Source organism: Pedobacter sp. AC212, assembly GCF_979258625.1.
The window spans coordinates 5,196,473-5,212,759 of the sequence record NZ_OZ409870.1; the positions used below are offsets into that span (position 1 = coordinate 5,196,473).

Annotated in this window: 14 protein-coding genes; 7 read left to right on the plus strand and 7 right to left on the minus strand. The window is 37.5% G+C overall.

The window, feature by feature from the left end:
• Positions 1-4: 4 nt before the first annotated feature.
• Together ACZZZC_RS22460 and uvrC are read left to right on the plus strand one after the other, a co-directional pair.
• Entirely contained in the window at positions 5-2,227 is a 2,223-nt protein-coding gene (locus tag ACZZZC_RS22460; RefSeq protein WP_463484102.1) for a transglycosylase domain-containing protein, read from the plus strand.
• Positions 2,228-2,423: 196 nt separating this feature from the next.
• A complete protein-coding gene (uvrC, locus tag ACZZZC_RS22465) occupies positions 2,424-4,256 on the plus strand; it encodes an excinuclease ABC subunit UvrC (protein ID WP_463484103.1) in 1,833 nt (610 codons plus the stop codon).
• 128 nt (positions 4,257-4,384) lie between these two features.
• Here uvrC and porN read toward each other — a convergent pair whose 3' ends face one another.
• The 6 genes from porN to ACZZZC_RS22495 all read right to left on the minus strand — a co-directional run bounded on the left by porN (position 4,385) and on the right by ACZZZC_RS22495 (position 11,042).
• A complete protein-coding gene (porN, locus tag ACZZZC_RS22470) occupies positions 4,385-5,293 on the minus strand; it encodes a type IX secretion system ring subunit PorN/GldN (protein ID WP_463488153.1) in 909 nt (302 codons plus the stop codon).
• A gap of 7 nt (positions 5,294-5,300) precedes the next feature.
• On the minus strand, positions 5,301-6,833 hold the full coding sequence (gene porM, locus ACZZZC_RS22475) for a type IX secretion system motor protein PorM/GldM (RefSeq protein ID WP_463484105.1): 1,533 nt from the start codon (positions 6,831-6,833) through the stop codon (positions 5,301-5,303).
• A 42-nt stretch (positions 6,834-6,875) separates the two neighbouring features.
• The gene (porL, locus tag ACZZZC_RS22480; protein WP_463484106.1) at positions 6,876-7,685 is read right to left on the minus strand and encodes a type IX secretion system motor protein PorL/GldL; all 810 of its coding nucleotides are present in this window, start codon (positions 7,683-7,685) and stop codon (positions 6,876-6,878) included.
• 45 nt (positions 7,686-7,730) lie between these two features.
• Positions 7,731-9,056 carry a T9SS ring complex lipoprotein PorK/GldK gene (gene porK, locus ACZZZC_RS22485; RefSeq protein WP_056851210.1) on the minus strand — a complete coding sequence of 442 codons (1,326 nt, stop codon included), beginning with the start codon at positions 9,054-9,056 and terminating at the stop codon, positions 7,731-7,733.
• A 223-nt stretch (positions 9,057-9,279) separates the two neighbouring features.
• Positions 9,280-10,050 (minus strand): uroporphyrinogen-III synthase, encoded by a 771-nt coding sequence (locus tag ACZZZC_RS22490; protein ID WP_056851011.1) that lies wholly within the window; start codon positions 10,048-10,050, stop codon positions 9,280-9,282.
• A 14-nt stretch (positions 10,051-10,064) separates the two neighbouring features.
• Positions 10,065-11,042, minus strand: coding sequence for a DUF4271 domain-containing protein (locus ACZZZC_RS22495; RefSeq protein WP_463484107.1), 978 nt, complete (start codon positions 11,040-11,042; stop codon positions 10,065-10,067).
• 97 nt (positions 11,043-11,139) lie between these two features.
• Between ACZZZC_RS22495 and hemW the strand changes: the two genes are divergently transcribed.
• Together hemW and ACZZZC_RS22505 are read left to right on the plus strand one after the other, a co-directional pair.
• The gene (hemW, locus tag ACZZZC_RS22500; protein WP_463488248.1) at positions 11,140-12,267 is read left to right on the plus strand and encodes a radical SAM family heme chaperone HemW; all 1,128 of its coding nucleotides are present in this window, start codon (positions 11,140-11,142) and stop codon (positions 12,265-12,267) included.
• 87 nt (positions 12,268-12,354) lie between these two features.
• Positions 12,355-13,137: an SDR family oxidoreductase gene (locus ACZZZC_RS22505; RefSeq protein ID WP_463484108.1), complete on the plus strand. Its 783-nt coding sequence runs from the start codon at positions 12,355-12,357 to the stop codon at positions 13,135-13,137.
• A 124-nt stretch (positions 13,138-13,261) separates the two neighbouring features.
• Here the strand turns inward: ACZZZC_RS22505 and ACZZZC_RS22510 are convergent, their stop codons facing one another.
• Entirely contained in the window at positions 13,262-13,483 is a 222-nt protein-coding gene (locus tag ACZZZC_RS22510) for a hypothetical protein (protein WP_463484109.1), read from the minus strand.
• A 174-nt stretch (positions 13,484-13,657) separates the two neighbouring features.
• On the opposite strand from ACZZZC_RS22510, the gene ACZZZC_RS22515 reads away from it, so the two are divergent.
• From ACZZZC_RS22515 to ACZZZC_RS22525, 3 genes are all read left to right on the plus strand, one after another.
• Positions 13,658-14,443 carry a DUF3050 domain-containing protein gene (locus ACZZZC_RS22515; protein WP_463484110.1) on the plus strand — a complete coding sequence of 262 codons (786 nt, stop codon included), beginning with the start codon at positions 13,658-13,660 and terminating at the stop codon, positions 14,441-14,443.
• Between the two features lie 131 nt (positions 14,444-14,574).
• Entirely contained in the window at positions 14,575-15,456 is an 882-nt protein-coding gene (locus tag ACZZZC_RS22520) for a cupin-like domain-containing protein (protein ID WP_265799392.1), read from the plus strand.
• 174 nt (positions 15,457-15,630) lie between these two features.
• On the plus strand, positions 15,631-16,245 hold the full coding sequence (locus ACZZZC_RS22525) for a sugar O-acetyltransferase (RefSeq protein ID WP_463484111.1): 615 nt from the start codon (positions 15,631-15,633) through the stop codon (positions 16,243-16,245).
• The last annotated feature ends 42 nt before the right edge of the window (positions 16,246-16,287 follow it).

The window sequence follows — 16,287 nt, forward strand, 5'->3', positions numbered from 1 at the left end:
CAAAATGAATAAATCCCTTTCTGCACAAGAAACAAAAAGATATAGTTTAATCATCTGGAAAATATTGGTAGGCGGAATAGCGCTTTTCGCCATTTTTATATCAATGATCGGACTTGGTCTTTTTGGCGAATTACCTTCTTTCAGAGATATTGAACACCCAAAAAGTAACCAGGCATCAGAAATTATTGCCGAAGATGGACGCCCTTTGGGAACCTATTTTGTACAAAACAGATCTAATGTTACTTATAAAGATATTTCCGAAAATGTGATCAATGGCTTAATTGCAACCGAGGATACCCGTTTTAAAGATCACTCCGGAATTGATTTCAAACGTACCTTCACCATCATAGGCTATAATTTAATCGGCAAAAAACAAGGTGCAAGTACAATTACTCAACAGTTGGCCAAAAATCTATTTCCACGCGAATCAAACCTGAATTTTTTCTCATTGGTACTCACCAAATTTAAAGAATGGATAGTTGCTGTGAAGCTGGAGCGCAATTACACAAAGGAAGAAATCATCACGATGTACCTCAATACGGTAGATTTTGGCAATCAAGCTTATGGAATTAAATCAGCGGCAAGAGTTTATTTTAATACCACGCCTGATAAACTAACTTTAACCCAGGCGGCAACTTTGGTAGGCATGCAGAAGGGGATTACGATGTACTCCCCTACCCGTCATCCGGAGCGCTCAAGAAACCGGAGAAATACTGTGATGGCCATGATGGTAAAATCAGAACTATTAACTCAGCAGGATTTTAATGAAGAAAAAGAAAAACCTTTAGGTTTGAAATTTAACGCTGCAACTGTAAACGATGGCATTGCACCCTATTTTAGATCAGTTTTAAAAAACGATATTAAAACAATTTTCCAGGAGCAAGGAATAGTAAAGCCAGATGGTACACCATATGATTTGGACCGTGATGGATTGAAAATTTACACCACCTTAAATTTCGACATGCAGAAATATGCCGAAGAAGCGCAAAAAGAATACATGAAGGTTTTGCAGGCGCAGTTTATCAGCAGTTGGAAAGGGAGAAATCCTTTTAAAGGGAAAGAATTACAAATTGAGCAAGGTGTAAAAAGATCAGATCGGTATAAAGCCTTAAAATTAGAAGGTAAATCTGATGACGAGATCAAAGAAAATTTCAACACCAAAGCAGAAATGACCATATTTACCTGGAAAGGTGATATTGATACTGTTATGAAACCCATTGATTCGGTTCGCTATTACAAAATGTTATTGCGTAATGCGATGATGACAATGGATCCAACAAACGGGCATGTGAAAGCCTGGGTTGGTGGAATTGACTACGAGCACTTTAAATATGATCAGGTTAAAATGGGAACCAGGCAAGTAGGTTCAACAGCTAAACCCTTTACTTATGCCGTTGCTATTGAAAATGGATATTCGCCTTGTTATACCGTTTCTAACACACCGGTAACAATTGAAGGTTATGGAGAAAACTGGACACCGAGGAATTCAGGAAAGCCCCTTCCTGGTGCCATAACGCTACAAAAAGCATTAGCTTATTCTCAAAATTATGTAACCGCATTTTTGATGAAACAGGTTGGACCAGTAGCAGTTTCGAATTTGGCAACCAAAATGGGTATCCCAAATGTTCCTGCCTACCCTTCCATCTGCCTTGGAACTTTCGATTCCTCTATCTATAACATGGTTGGCGCTTACGGTGCATTCGCTAATAAAGGCGTTTATACCAAACCAATCTATTTGCTGAAGATTGAAGATAAAAATGGGGTTGTGCTTTTTTCGCAAAAGGAAATCCCCAAACCAATTATGAGCGAAGAAGTGGCCTATGTAATGACAAGAATGCTCAAAGGAGTAGTCTCAAATGGAACAGGTTCCAGATTAAATTATAAATACAAAGTTAACGCACCAATCGGCGCAAAAACGGGTACCACACAAAACAACTCTGATGGTTGGTTTATGGCCATTACCCCTCAATTAGTTACTGGTATCTGGACTGGTTGCGAAGATCGGGCATTCCACTTTATTAGTACCAATCAGGGAGAGGGTGCAAATACGGCACTTCCTATTTTTGCAGGCTTTATTAAACGGGTTTACGCAAACCCTGCGTTAAAAATAAGTCATGCCGATTTTGAAGCACCAAAAGCAGGTGTATCCATCACCTACGATTGTAACCAATATCAGCAACAGGAAGAGGAAACCAACCCTGAACTTGATGAAAAATTAGGTTTTTAATACAATGGGTTTGCGTGAAGGATAGAAGTGTAAATCCTTTTGTAAACTTGACCGCAGCGAAAGTAAAAACAAAAGATTGTAACGGATAGCCTGACCCTTTGCGTAGCTTAGGGGAACGCCCAAATTCTTTTAACTAATATCGAATCCTTATCCGTTTAGATAAGGATTTCGCATTTGAATACTATTTTTGTAATTGATGAGCACTTTTGACCATAAAACCGCACTAACCGCCATTCCGCATAAACCCGGTGTTTACCAATATTGGGACGCAGATGGAAAGTTGATGTATATTGGTAAGGCAAAAGACCTTCGCAACCGTGTTGGCTCCTATTTCAATAGCGATAAGCAACAATTTAACGGCAAAACCAGGGTGCTGGTTTCCAAAATCAGGAAGATAACTTTTACTATTGTTGATACAGAAATTGATGCCTGGTTGCTTGAAAATAGTTTGATTAAAAAGCATCAGCCTAAGTTCAATATCAATTTAAAAGATGATAAAACTTACCCATGGATAATCGTTAAAAACGAACCCTATCCCCGTATTTATTGGACCAGAAAGGTGATTAAAGATGGATCAACCTATTTCGGCCCATATGGATCGATTGGCATGATGCACACTATTTTAGATCTAATTAAAGAAACATACCCTTTAAGGACTTGTACGCTGCCATTAAACGACAAAAATATTGCTGAAGGCAAGTTTAAAGTTTGCCTGGAATATCAGATTGGAAATTGCAAAGGCCCATGTCAGGCCTACCAAACAGAAAGTGATTACAACCAAAATATTGTTGAGATTAAAGAAATTTTAAACGGCAAAATTGGTAATGTGATTAGGGATGTGAAGGGCATTATCAAAACTGCTTCAGAAGAATTAAACTTTGAATTGGCACATCAATATTCGCGAAAACTTCAGGTTTTAGAGAAATATCAAAGTAAATCGACCGTGGTGAACAGCGCCATTACCAATGTCGATGTGGTAAGCATTGCTTCTGATGAGCGTTATGCTTTTGTGAATTACTTGAAAGTGATGAACGGAACTATCATTCAAACGCAAACTATTGAAATTAAAAAGCAATTGGATGAAAGTGACGATGAACTTTTAATTACAGCAATGTTGGAGTTCAGAACAAAGTTTAACAGTACATCAAAAGAAATCATTGTTCCATTTGAACTTTCTTTGGAAGATGAAACGCTAAAATTTACCGTTCCAAAACTTGGTGAAAAAAAGAAACTTTTAGAGTTATCGCAGAAAAACGTATTGTTTTTCAAAAAAGAGAAGCTAAATCAATACGAAAAGTTAAATCCTGATTTAAGGACCGATCGCATTTTAACAACCATGCAAAAAGATTTGCGACTGACACAATTGCCGAAGCATATTGAATGTTTTGATAACTCCAACTTTCAAGGTAAGTACCCTGTTTCGGCAATTGTGGTTTTTAAAGATGCCAAACCTTCAAAGAAAGATTATCGCCACTTTAACGTGAAAACAGTTGAAGGTCCTAATGATTTCGCGACCATGGAGGAGGCTGTTTTTAGACGTTACAGACGCATGCTTGACGAAGACCAGCCTTTGCCTCAGTTAATTATTATTGATGGCGGTAAAGGGCAGCTTTCATCGGCAATGAAAAGCTTGAAGTTGCTTGGTATCGAAAATCGTGTAACGGTTATTGGTATTGCGAAACGATTGGAAGAACTTTTCTATCCAGGTGATTCGTTTCCGCTCTATCTCGATAAAAAATCGGAAACGTTAAAAGTGATTCAACAACTCCGTGATGAAGCGCATAGGTTTGGTATTACCTTTCACCGCAAAAAGCGTGATCAAGGAACCTTAAAAACTGAATTGGAACAAATTGAAGGCATTGGTAAAACTACGGCCGACAAATTGCTAAAACATTTTAAATCAGTTAAGAAAATAAGAGAAGCTACAGAGAAAGAGTTGAGCGAAGTGCTTAATAAAAAGCAGATGATAACTTTGCAGAATTATTTTACCCCGCAGCCCCCTGAAGGGGAAGTTGAAAACCCATCCTAATAGTTAGGTGTTTGGAAATTATTAACCAACGAAGTCAGTTAGATTGCTTCGTAGCTCTCAATGACGATGTGTTTAACTGATGAGGAGCTAAAAACAAAAAAGCTTCGATTTTCATCGAAGCTTTCCTTTTAGTATTCCCAAAGTCCTTGTTCGTAATCAAGAACCGACTTTTTGATTCTTTCTGATTCGTATAATCGTTGTCTAGGATCAGCAATAATATCTCTTAACTTGTTATCTCCAGGATTTGATTCCTTTACAATATAACTGCTAAACAGACGGCGTATAAAGAAGTCATCAAAGCTTAATGATGAAGCATCATTATTGGTATTGATTAAGCGTTTCTTCGTTAATATTTCCCTAGCTTCTGGATAATAAACCCAAAAAACTGGTTGCCATTGCTTTGAAACCTCATTGTATTTCATTGGTGCAATACCTACAATACGTGGCTCGAAAATAGAACGCTTAACATCAAAAATCCAATCTTCTTTAATTCTAAATTTTAAAAATGATTCAGGATTAAGATCATTTGCAACAGTTTTTACAGTACCTGCTTTAGCATCAGTAACTTCTACGGTTCCAGCGGCAGCCATCATTGCAGAATCTTCCGTCATTGGTGTATTGAAAGCATCGTCTTCGTTCAGCACACTATCAATAGGAGCATAAGCAGTTAATTCTTCTGCTTTAACAGCCGCTAAGATCACATCAATTAATCTTGATTTCGGAGATTTCAGCGATGAATTCACGGTATCTCTTAAGTCAATTTCTCTCCAAATACGCTTTGCATAAAATACATCTTCCTCTCTTACATCAGCCAAAGGCACCATTTCCGTACTATCTATATCCTTACGGGCATAAAAACCATCCTTAGGTGGAACCTTAAGTTTTTTCTTGGCTACTTTAACTGGCGCTGCAACGGTGTCGGCAACAGGTGCTGGTGCAACTGCAGCTTTTTTTGGAGCCAACTTAGTTGGCTTTTTCTGTGCGAAAGCCAACGTAGTAAATAAAGCCAAGGCAATGATGCTTACAATCCTTTTCATCTTCTTCTTATTTAACACTAAATGCTAATGAAGGTAAAACATTCTGGCGGCCATCAGGACCAACAGAAACGATATCTTCAAAAAATACTCTGGTACCTGGGGTTACAGAATTAATTGCCGCTTTAACAGCGCCAGCAAAACTTCCACCACTACCAGAAATAGTAACCGCGTCTGAACGTGGTTTTATAACCGTTAATTTATAACGTTGAATTTTGAACTTCACATCGAAAGGAAAATCATCAAGATCTGCTTCGATTTCTGATTCACTTTTCAATTGAACTGATGCAATGTCACCTCCAGCTCTTCCACCAACTTTAGCTACTGGCTTCGGAATTGCTTTTACTCTAAATTTCTGTGCACCTAAACTCACTGTTTTACCAGCATTGCTTGCACTTACGTTTATAGAAACTTCACTTCCAACTTGTCCTCCAGAAACGTTTACACTGTAGTTTCCATTTGAACCAGACATTGATCCAGCTGATATAGAAGCACGAACACTTTCTAATGGGAAACCAGCAGCAGAAACCGTGAATGGGTTTGAAATACCAGCATAAATTACATTCATCTTTGTAGATGAAACAGTAGCAGATGGTTTTGCAACCTGATATTTTTGAGGCTGCGTTTTGTATTCCTTCACTTGTCCATCAGTTTGGCGAACACGAATAGTACCTACCCATGTAAATTCACCAACACTGCTTGTACCGCCCGTGTAAGTTCCTTTACCTTCTTTAATGGATAATTTATTTCCATTAACGGTAATATCAGGAGTTGATCTCGAATCACTAGCTGTCAAAAATACCTCAGCGGTGTAAGGTTGTCCTTGGATAACATAAGAAGTTGGCGCTACTGCTACCGCTGCAAACTGATCTAAGTTAACCTGAGCTTTATCCATGTTTCCGAATAACTTTTTAACTACTTCTGCTTCAGCATTTTTAGTATCTGTTTGCAATTTTGTCAAAATAGTCATCGCAGCGGTTAATGGCGTTCCCTCACCAAAGTAAGTTTCTTGCCAGTTGCCTTTTCTTTTTCTAACCGGATCTTTGGCCTCTAATGAAAAAGCAACAGTTGCTCTATCAGCCGGATCTAGTAAAGAAATTAGTTTCTCACGTGTAGCGTTAATTCTTTTCTTTAACTCATCAGCTTTCTTTTGGTTGATCATGATATTTTGAGCAATATCCTGATTAGATCTGTTTACCAAATCATCAGTTTCCGGATCTATACCATCTCCAGCTGTAGTAAATTCTTTCTTTAAACTTTCAATGTAGTTATTTAGATTATCAGCAGCTGCCTGTGCTTGTTTAGCCTTTTCGTAAATCGGCTGTGCACGAGCTGGCTCTTCCTTCAGTTTCGAATTTTCGAAAGCAGAAAATAGCTGATTAATACTGGTGTTTACATTGTTTTTAGAGGTATCCAAACTATCATTGATATTTTTGAATGCATCTAAAATTGTATCTGATACGTTTAAGGCAAGCATAGCCAACAATACCAAATACATGATATTGATCATCCGCTGCCTTGTTGTTTCTTTTCCTCCTGCCATGTGTTATGTAGCTTTCTTTTTTAAAATTAAAAACTAGATAATTTATACACGTGGACCATTCATAGCCGATAGCATATTGCCATAAATTGAGTTAAGCGATGCCAGGTTCTTCGCTAACTTATTCACTTCTTCTTTAAACTGTTTCGAATCTTCCATCGATTCGTTAAAGTTTTGCATCGTTAAAGATAAGTTAGAATAGAATTTATTCATCGATTTTAAATGTGCGCTTGAATCTTGTAATTCCAATTCATACACTGCATTTAAAGCAGATAAGTTTTTAGCTAAGTTGTTAACCTGATCATGATAAGCTTGAGAATCTACATTGCTCTCACCCATTGCTTTTAAGTTAGCTGTAGCTTTCTCGAAAGATGCGCTTAAATTATCAAAACCAGCAGAAGCTGTTTTTACTTTGCTTGTGAATTCGTTTGTAGCAGTTGAAGCATCAGCAACATTTGAAATCGTTGCAACTTTATCACCAAATGTGCGCAAACCTGATCCTAAACTTTCGATTAAGTCCGGTCCAATTTTAGCATCTGATAACATTTTATCTAATGCCGCTGTATTTCCTGCTGAAACTGGTGCTGCAACTGGTCTTGCAGAAGCCGTTGGCAGTTCACCTTTAAAATCTTCTCTTAATTCTGGATAAACCCTCTCCCATGCTGGTTCTGGTTCTGGCGGAAAAAATCCCGTCAAAAAGAATAATATTGCCTCTACGCCTAGACCTATACCAATCATATAGTTACCCACGATACCACCAATGTGAAGAATTTTAAATAATGCTCCTACAATTACGATACTTGCTCCCCATGAAATTGCTACGTGTAACCAGCCTGGTTGTTTCTTTGCTGCCATAAAATTTTGATGTTTTTCTTAGTTTTTAGTTGTTTGGTTTGTTTTTTAATTTCTTAAATCAGTTCCAGGGTAAGAGGAAACGCATCTAAAGCCGATATATGATCTTTGTGTATCCTGATATTCGTATGTGGAAACTGCATTTTGAAGGAAATATCCTGTATCCTTCCAAGAGCCACCTTTTATGATTTTACGTTTTTTATACTTGCTGTCTCCAGCATTTGCATCATAAGTAAAGTTTGGACTTAAATCATGCAATAATGGTGCTGCACCTTTGTTATAAGCGGTAATTGTCCACTCAGAAACGTTACCGGCCATATTATACAAACCGTAATCGTTAGGAAAATAAGATCTTACACCAACTGTGTAAATACCACCATCGCTCGAGTAGTCTCCACGTCCAGGCTTAAAGTTAGCTTGCAAGCACCCTTTTGTATTTCTGATATATGGGCCTCCCCAAGGATATTTTGTTTTGGTATTACCACCTCTAGCTGCATATTCAAACTCAGTTTCGGCTGGTAATCTGTAATCAGATCTCGATCCTACAGGCATTCTTCTTGCTTGCGCAACACCATCATATAATCTTGTTCTCCACTGACCGAATGCTTTTGCCTGCTCCCAGCTCACCCCTACTACCGGATAATCATCGTAAGAAGGGTGACTATAGTAAGCACGAACCATTGGATCATTCATCGAGTATGAGTAATCTGTTTTCCAAACCATTGTATCAGGGTAAATTGCAATGGTATAACGATCTATATAATCCTGACGTTTGCTGTTTGGATTTTTATGCCCTAAAGCCGCTTTATCCATGTTAAGTTCCGCGTACGAATACTCTAACTTTCTGACATCTATTTCTTTTTTTCCTGGTAAAGCATCCAATCCCGAATAGTACATGCCATCTAACTGACTAGCTTGAGCACCACTGGCACCTTTACCTTTGTTCCGCCAAATGTTTACGCCATTAGTACCTACTTTTTTCCAATCGATGTATTTTTCACCACCGAGCGCATTAGCTGCATTTCCCTTTGGCGTGATCATAAATTGCTGTGGATTGCCCATCATGGCAATTGCAATCGAATCTCTAACCCAATTGGTAAACTGACGATACTCAGCGTTTGAAATTTCAGTTTGATCCATAAAAAAGGCTGGAATAGTAGTCATCCTACTAGGACCATTCTGCGAGAAAGTAATATCTTCATCAGATCCACCGAGTGGTGTATGCCCTGGCGGGATGTAAACCATACCCAAAGGGATTCTGTTGTTTTTGAATTTCCGGTTATAAGCTCCCACTAGCTCGCCCTGACCCCCATGGCCACAACTTGCTAGCAAAACAGTTATACCCGCAATAGCTAGAAGGTAGATTTTCTTCATATTTCTTATAGTGTGCAAAGCACGATTAGGAGCAATTTTATCAAAAATCATTGAAATAATCAACAATTGCAAATATTTTAAGTTAAATCGTTTGTTTAAAGCAAATTGGGCTAGTTAAACCCTTCTTTGGCCTAATTTTGTTGCTGCAAATAAAAGCGTAACCCTGTTATAACAGCAAAGTTACGCTTTTATTGTGTTGACTAAAAATAAATTATTGGTTGTATTATTTATTAGATACTTTGATATAATTTTCAATGGCCATTGTCATTGATGGAACGCCTGGGGTTGGCGCTGCAATATCTACAATCAAATCCATATCAGCACATGCCTTACTTGTATTTACGCCAAAGGCAGCGATACGGGTATTATTCTGTTTAAAATCAGGGAAATTTTTGAAAAGTGATTGAATACTAGAAGGACTGAAAAAGGCAATTACATCATAAAAAACTTCGGCAAGATCGGATAAATCACTCACTACCGTTCTAAAGAGCACTGCAGGTGTAAAATCATATCCGCTCTTTTCCAAAAACTTCATGGTATCTTCCGTAGCTACATCAGAACAAGGGTATAAAAACTTTTCGTTTGCGTGTTTTTTTAGTACTTCAGCCAAATCTGCGGCAGTTTGCTTACCAAAGAAAATTTTACGCTTTCTGTACTGAATGTATTTTTGAAGATACAAGGCGATGGTTTCAGACAAGCAGAAGTATTTCAATTCTGCAGGAACATCATAACGCATTTCTTCACAAATTCTGAAAAAATGATCGGCAGCATTTCTACTGGTAAAAATAACAGCCGTAAAATCGGCAAGGTTAATTTTATCTTTTCTAAAGTCTCTTGCTGGCACTCCTTCAACATGAATGAACGACCTAAAGTCAACCTTTAAATTGTGCTTTTTGGCCAAATCGTAGTAAGGAGATTTTTCTGTTTCAGGTTTTGGTAAAGTAACCAAAATACTTTTCACTTTGCGAATTCTAGAGTCGTTCTTTTCTTGCATTTTCCTTTTTCCTGCTACAATCCTATCGTTTTAATTAGTATTAAAATAGGACATATTTCGAGGGCGCAAAAGTACAAAAATAAATGCATTTTGGAAAACTTATTATTAGAAAGTATAGTAACCCCAGCTCTAAGCAATTGAAAAGCGAAAATTACCCCTAACAATAAGACCGCCAATATGATATATACCTCGCCGTATTTTAAAGGTGACAATGCAAATGACACCACCAGAGGGATAAAAAGCAATGATGCGTTGAAATAACTAAGATACAATATGGAGATGTATTCACCTACAGGTTTTTGAACATTAAATAAAAATCCCAAAAACCTTAACACGACTAATTTTAAAGCATAGAATAGTATAATGGTGATCGAAATTGTGAAGAAAAACTTAAATCCATCTTTCGCTTGATACATATCTCTCCACTGGGCAACCAGGAAGAAAAACATTCCAAAAACAAAACCAAACTGTACAAATAAGAGCAGAAATGGCCAAGAGCTGAAAAGGTTATCTTCTTTGTTGATATTATTTAAAATCCGGTCACTAAAAAAGGATTGTACAATTGCGGAGAGCTGTTTAGAAAAGGCGTTTTTTAAAATCGCAAAAATCACCAGCATCGCAAATATAAAACCCAATAAGCCTACATTACCTTTCGGAATTTGCGAGCCCAGTTGGTATGGATTTGCTTTTCGCTTGAGGTGTGCATATTTTTTTTGCCAGGCAATTATATCGAGTGATGGAAAGAGAAACTCTTTTTCAACACTATCCAAAAGGATGGTTTTATTTAATAAACTATCGGGCAGCGCCCAGGTATGTTTAACAATGGAATCGGTAACAAATTTTTGCCGGGCAAGTGCAGCCGAATCCAAACGGTATCGCTTGAATTGATATTTTACCACCGCTGTTGAATCGGTATTAGCGGAAATCTGTTGTGAAACCAAGCAATTGGATGACAACAAAAACGCGAATAAAACGACAATAAACTTTGGCATGCTGCAAATAAAAATTAAGAAAGCAAAAGTAATCGATTAATCATTGTTTACCTAAAGAAAATAAATGGATATGGATTATGCTGTATCTTTGTGGCCAATGTCCGGTATTTATATTCATATTCCTTTCTGCAAAAAAGCTTGCCACTATTGCGATTTTCATTTCAGTACCTCATTAAAATATGCCGATGAAATGGTCGAATCCATTTGCAAGGAAATCAAAATGAAAAAAGATAGAATTTCCGGGCAAGTTGGAAGCATTTATTTTGGAGGTGGAACACCTTCCATATTATCGCAAGCCGCTTTGCAGAAAATATTTGATATCATAAATCAGACATTTTCTGTAAATTCCGAAGCTGAAATTACCATTGAAACCAATCCCGATGATTTAACATCTCAAAAATTAAAAGAGCTAAAACAACTGCCCGTTAACCGATTTAGCGTTGGTGTCCAATCTTTTTACAATGAAGATTTAATCTGGATGAACAGAGCGCATAATGCTGATGAAGCCGAAAATTGTATAAAAAGAAGTCAGGATGCTGGTTTTGAAAATCTGACTCTAGATCTTATTTATGGTTATCCACTTTTAACAGATGCAAAATGGTTGAGCAATATTAACAAAGCTATAGAGTTGGCTGTGCCACACATTTCTGCCTATGCACTAACTGTTGAGCCAAAAACAGCCTTGGCCCATGCCATAAAAAACAAACAGGAAATTCCAGTGAGCGATAGCCAAAGCGCTGCTCAGTTCGTAATTTTAATGGAAAAGTTACTGACTTCGGGCTTCGATCACTATGAAATATCAAATTTTGCTAAGCCAGATCGTTATGCCGTTCATAATACCAATTATTGGAAGGGCGTAAATTATATTGGTATCGGCCCATCGGCACATGGTTTTGACGGACAAAACAGATATATGAATCCGGCAAATAATGCACTCTACATGGAAACCATTGAAAGCAATAAACTGCCAGAAGTTATAGAGCTGCTGAATTTGAACGACAGATTTAACGAATATATCATGACATCATTAAGAACAATGTGGGGAACGAACTTGCAAAAAATAAATGATGATTTTGGAAAAGACTTTCTGGAACAAACCAAGCACAACATTTTAGGTTTAAATGATAAAGACTGGCTTATTTATGATGGGGATAAAGTAAAGCTGACCGAACAAGGAAAGTTATTTGCAGATCATATTGCATCAGAATTGTTCATAGTAGAATAGAAATTAGTGAATGATTGAGTTATGAAGGAGTGAATTTTAACATTCCATTCAATCCCTCACTCATCCACTTACTCAATATCAAAATATATGTCGAAAATTGTTTGGATAACAGGCGCATCTTCAGGAATTGGAGAAGCCTTGGTTTACGAGTATTATAAAGCTGGCGATAAACTGATCATTTCTGGTCGCAACCGCGATGAGTTGTTTCGAGTAAAGGGAAACTGCCAAAATTCATTTAATGTACATGTTTTACCTTTCGACTTAAGCGAAACTTCAGAATTAGATAGCAAGGCGAAAGATGCCATTAAAATTTTTGGCAAAATTGATCTACTCATTAATAGCGGTGGTGTAAGTCAGCGGTGCCTGGCTTTGGAAACCGACATAAAAACTGAGCAACAAATTATGAACACCAATTTTTGGGGAACTGTTGTTTTAAGCAAAGCGGTTTTACCAACAATGATAGCAAACGGCGGCGGCCAAATCGTTGTGGTCAGCAGTCTGGTTGGAAAATTCGGAACGAAGTTAAGGTCAGCGTATTCCTCTTCCAAACATGCTTTACATGGCTATTTTGACTCTCTTCGTTCGGAAGTGTTTGACCAAAACATAGATGTTACTATCATTTGCCCTGGATTTATTAAAACGAATGTGACTTATAATGCCTTAACAGGCGATGGGAAACCGTTGAATACCATGGGCGATGCACATGATAAAGCCATGTCTCCAGCCGAATGCGCCAAACAGATGCTAAAAGCTATTCAGGCAAAAAAAGAAGAGGTTTACATTGGAGGGAAAGAAACGAAAGCGATTTGGCTGAAACGTTTCTTTCCAAGGGTTTTCTCTAAAAAAGTTCGTACAGCGACCGTGATCTAATCGGTAGAATATCATTGGAAAGTGATCAAGGTCATTTCAAGTATAAATCTTTCAGTTTTTACTTGAAATAATACTTAAAATGAAATCGCCGAATGCGACCCAACTATTTAAACCATACATTGGACTAAGCATTTAGCTGGAAAGTGACGAATTGCACTTTTCCCTCATAATCAGCGGATAATACTACCCAAACAAACCTAATTCCTCCATCGATTGAAAGATTTATGGCGGAATTACCTTTTGCTTTTTTGGTATGATAAAACCAAGTCGTATCGTATCCATTTCTATTGGCAATACAAATCAAGAAGACGCCCTTTTGCTTAGCTAAGTTTTTGGTTAATTTCATCAGATAGATACTTAGGCTAAAATATCTCAATCATCTCGTCACTTTTATGTCAGCAGGATTTCAAAGTTTTAGCGATTATACACATTGAACCTACTAAGTGATTAATTTCGCCTCATTAACTAAGCGAAAAAGCTAAGCTTGGATAGACATTAATTTGGCATTATACAACTGAACATGCATCCCAATATCTTAAAAATCCAAAATAACATAGCGCCCTTGAGGCAGCAAATTATTAATCACAAAGTTTATTCTGCAATAAGCGACCTGGAAGATCTTCAAACCTTCATGGAACACCACATTTATGCAGTTTGGGATTTCATGTCGCTGCTTAAAGCATTACAAATAAATTTAACCTGTACAACTCTACCTTGGTTTCCGGTTGGAGATGCGGTTACAAGGCAACTGATAAACGAAATAGTTGCCGGTGAAGAAAGTGATGTAGGTGCAGATGGAGAAATCAAAAGTCATTTCGAGCTATACCTGGAAGCGATGGTTCAATGTGGAGCAAATGTTAAGCCCATCAATCAATTTCTGTTGTCGTTACAGAAAGGCCGTGATTTCGACATGGCTTTTGAGTTGGCTCAAGTTCCGCCTTCAGCTAGAGCCTTCGTTGATTCGACGTTTAAGACAATAAAGAGTGGAAAAGCCCACCTTCAGGCCGCTAGTTTTACTTTTGGCCGCGAAGATTTAATCCCAAATATGTTCTTTAGTATGGTTAACGATTTGAATAGCAATCAACCAGATCAGGTTTCTATTTTCAAATATTATTTAGAACGCCATATCGAAGTTGATGGAGATCATCATAGCCACTTAGCATTAGCTATGACAGAAAAACTTTGCGAGAAAGACGAAAGTTTTTGGGCAGAAGCAGAAGAGGCAACGATAGAAGCCTTGCAAAAAAGAATTGATTTATGGGATGCCGCTTATGCAGAAATTGTGGGCAGAAAAGTTTTGGCTTAGCGTTAACAAAACATCAAGCTAATGCTAATTCTGAATTAAGTAAATTGCGTCACATTTGATTAGAGATATATTATTTGTAAAATAAAATTTACACATTTGTTGTTCGGCAACAAATAACCGATTCAAAACGCATGAGTTTCATATTAAAACCTGTAGATATCGTCGAGAATATTACTCCCGAAGATTTCAAAAAAAATTATTTGAAAACAAAAAAACCATTGGTAATTAGGGGCTTAACAAAAGATTGGCCAGCTAGAGAAAAATGGACAACTGAATATTTAAAAGAGATTGGTGGCGACTTGGAAGTGCCTTTGTACGACAACTCAAAAGCAGATCCTTCTAAACCAATTAATGCAGCTACAGCACACATGAAATTCGGCGATTATTTGGATTTAATTAAACGCGAACCCACTGAATTGCGAATATTTTTCTTCAATTTATTTAAGAAAGTGCCAAGCTTAATTAACGATGTAAAAATACCAAAAGATTTAATGGGTGGCTTTATTGAAAGTATGCCTGCCATGTTTTTTGGCGGTTCCAATTCGGTAACATTTTTACATTACGACATCGATTTACCGCACATTTTCCATACTCATTTTGGTGGAAGAAAACATATTGTACTTTTTGACAATAAATGGAAAGATAGATTGTATTGCCTGCCAAATGCCACTTATGCTTTGGAAGATTATGATGTAGCTAATCCAGATTTCGAAAAGTTTCCTGCTTTAAAAGGCGTGGAAGGCTACGAAGTGTTTTTAGAACATGGAGATACCTTATTTATGCCAACTGGAATGTGGCATTGGATGAAATACCTTGATGGCTCATTCTCTTTAAGTTTACGTGCCTGGGATCAATCTGTTACGCGTAAAGTAGCAAGTGTTTGGAGTTTATTTACCCATGGTGCCATTGATAGCTTGATTAAAATGACTTTCAAAGAGAAATATGCGCATTGGAGAGAAAAGAAAGCTGTTAAAATTGCAGAAAAAGCAATGAGAAACGGTAATCCAAGATAAATGTAAATCTAAAGGGTCTTCGATTGAGGATTCAAAAAAACGAATAAATCGGGGCATCGGAAACGATAGTCCCGATTTTTTTTGTTTCTGCTTTCTTGAAATCTTCATTTTCTCGAGGAAGAACGATGAAGGCATTGCATAATGTTGATTAAATTAACGAATATCAAGATATAAATGGAACACGAAATACTTACCGAAAAACAAAAGATGCTGGCTGGCAAAGCCTACCAAGCCGGAGGGAAAGAATTATCGCAAGAAAGGCTTAAAGCCCGAGAAATTGTTTACGAGTTTAATAACCTCGCTCCAAAATTTATTAAACAACGTAAAGAGTTACTTAAAAGATTATTCGGTAAAACGGAAAAGATGTTTTATGTAGAGCCTCCTTTTCGCTGCGATTATGGTTACAATATCGAAATTGGCGATAATTTTTACGCCAACTTCAATTTAACCATTTTAGACTGCGCAAAAGTCAGCATTGGCAATAGCGTTTTTATTGCGCCAAATGTATCCATTTACACCGCCGGCCACCCAATACATGCATACCTACGCGATCAGGAATATGAATGGGCGCAAGAAGTAGCCATCGGCAACAGCGTTTGGATCGGAGGAAACGTGGTAATCAACCCAGGAGTAAAAATTGGTTCAAATGTGGTGATCGGTTCGGGGAGCATTGTTACGAGAGATATTCCAGACCATGTTTTTGCGGCAGGAAATCCGTGCAGGGTAATCCGCCAGCTCACTGATGCAGACAAAGATTTTTACTACAAAGATTTCAAGTTAGAGTTGTAATCCACTAGCTAATATCGAGACTGACTGTGGCTTTATGGATTT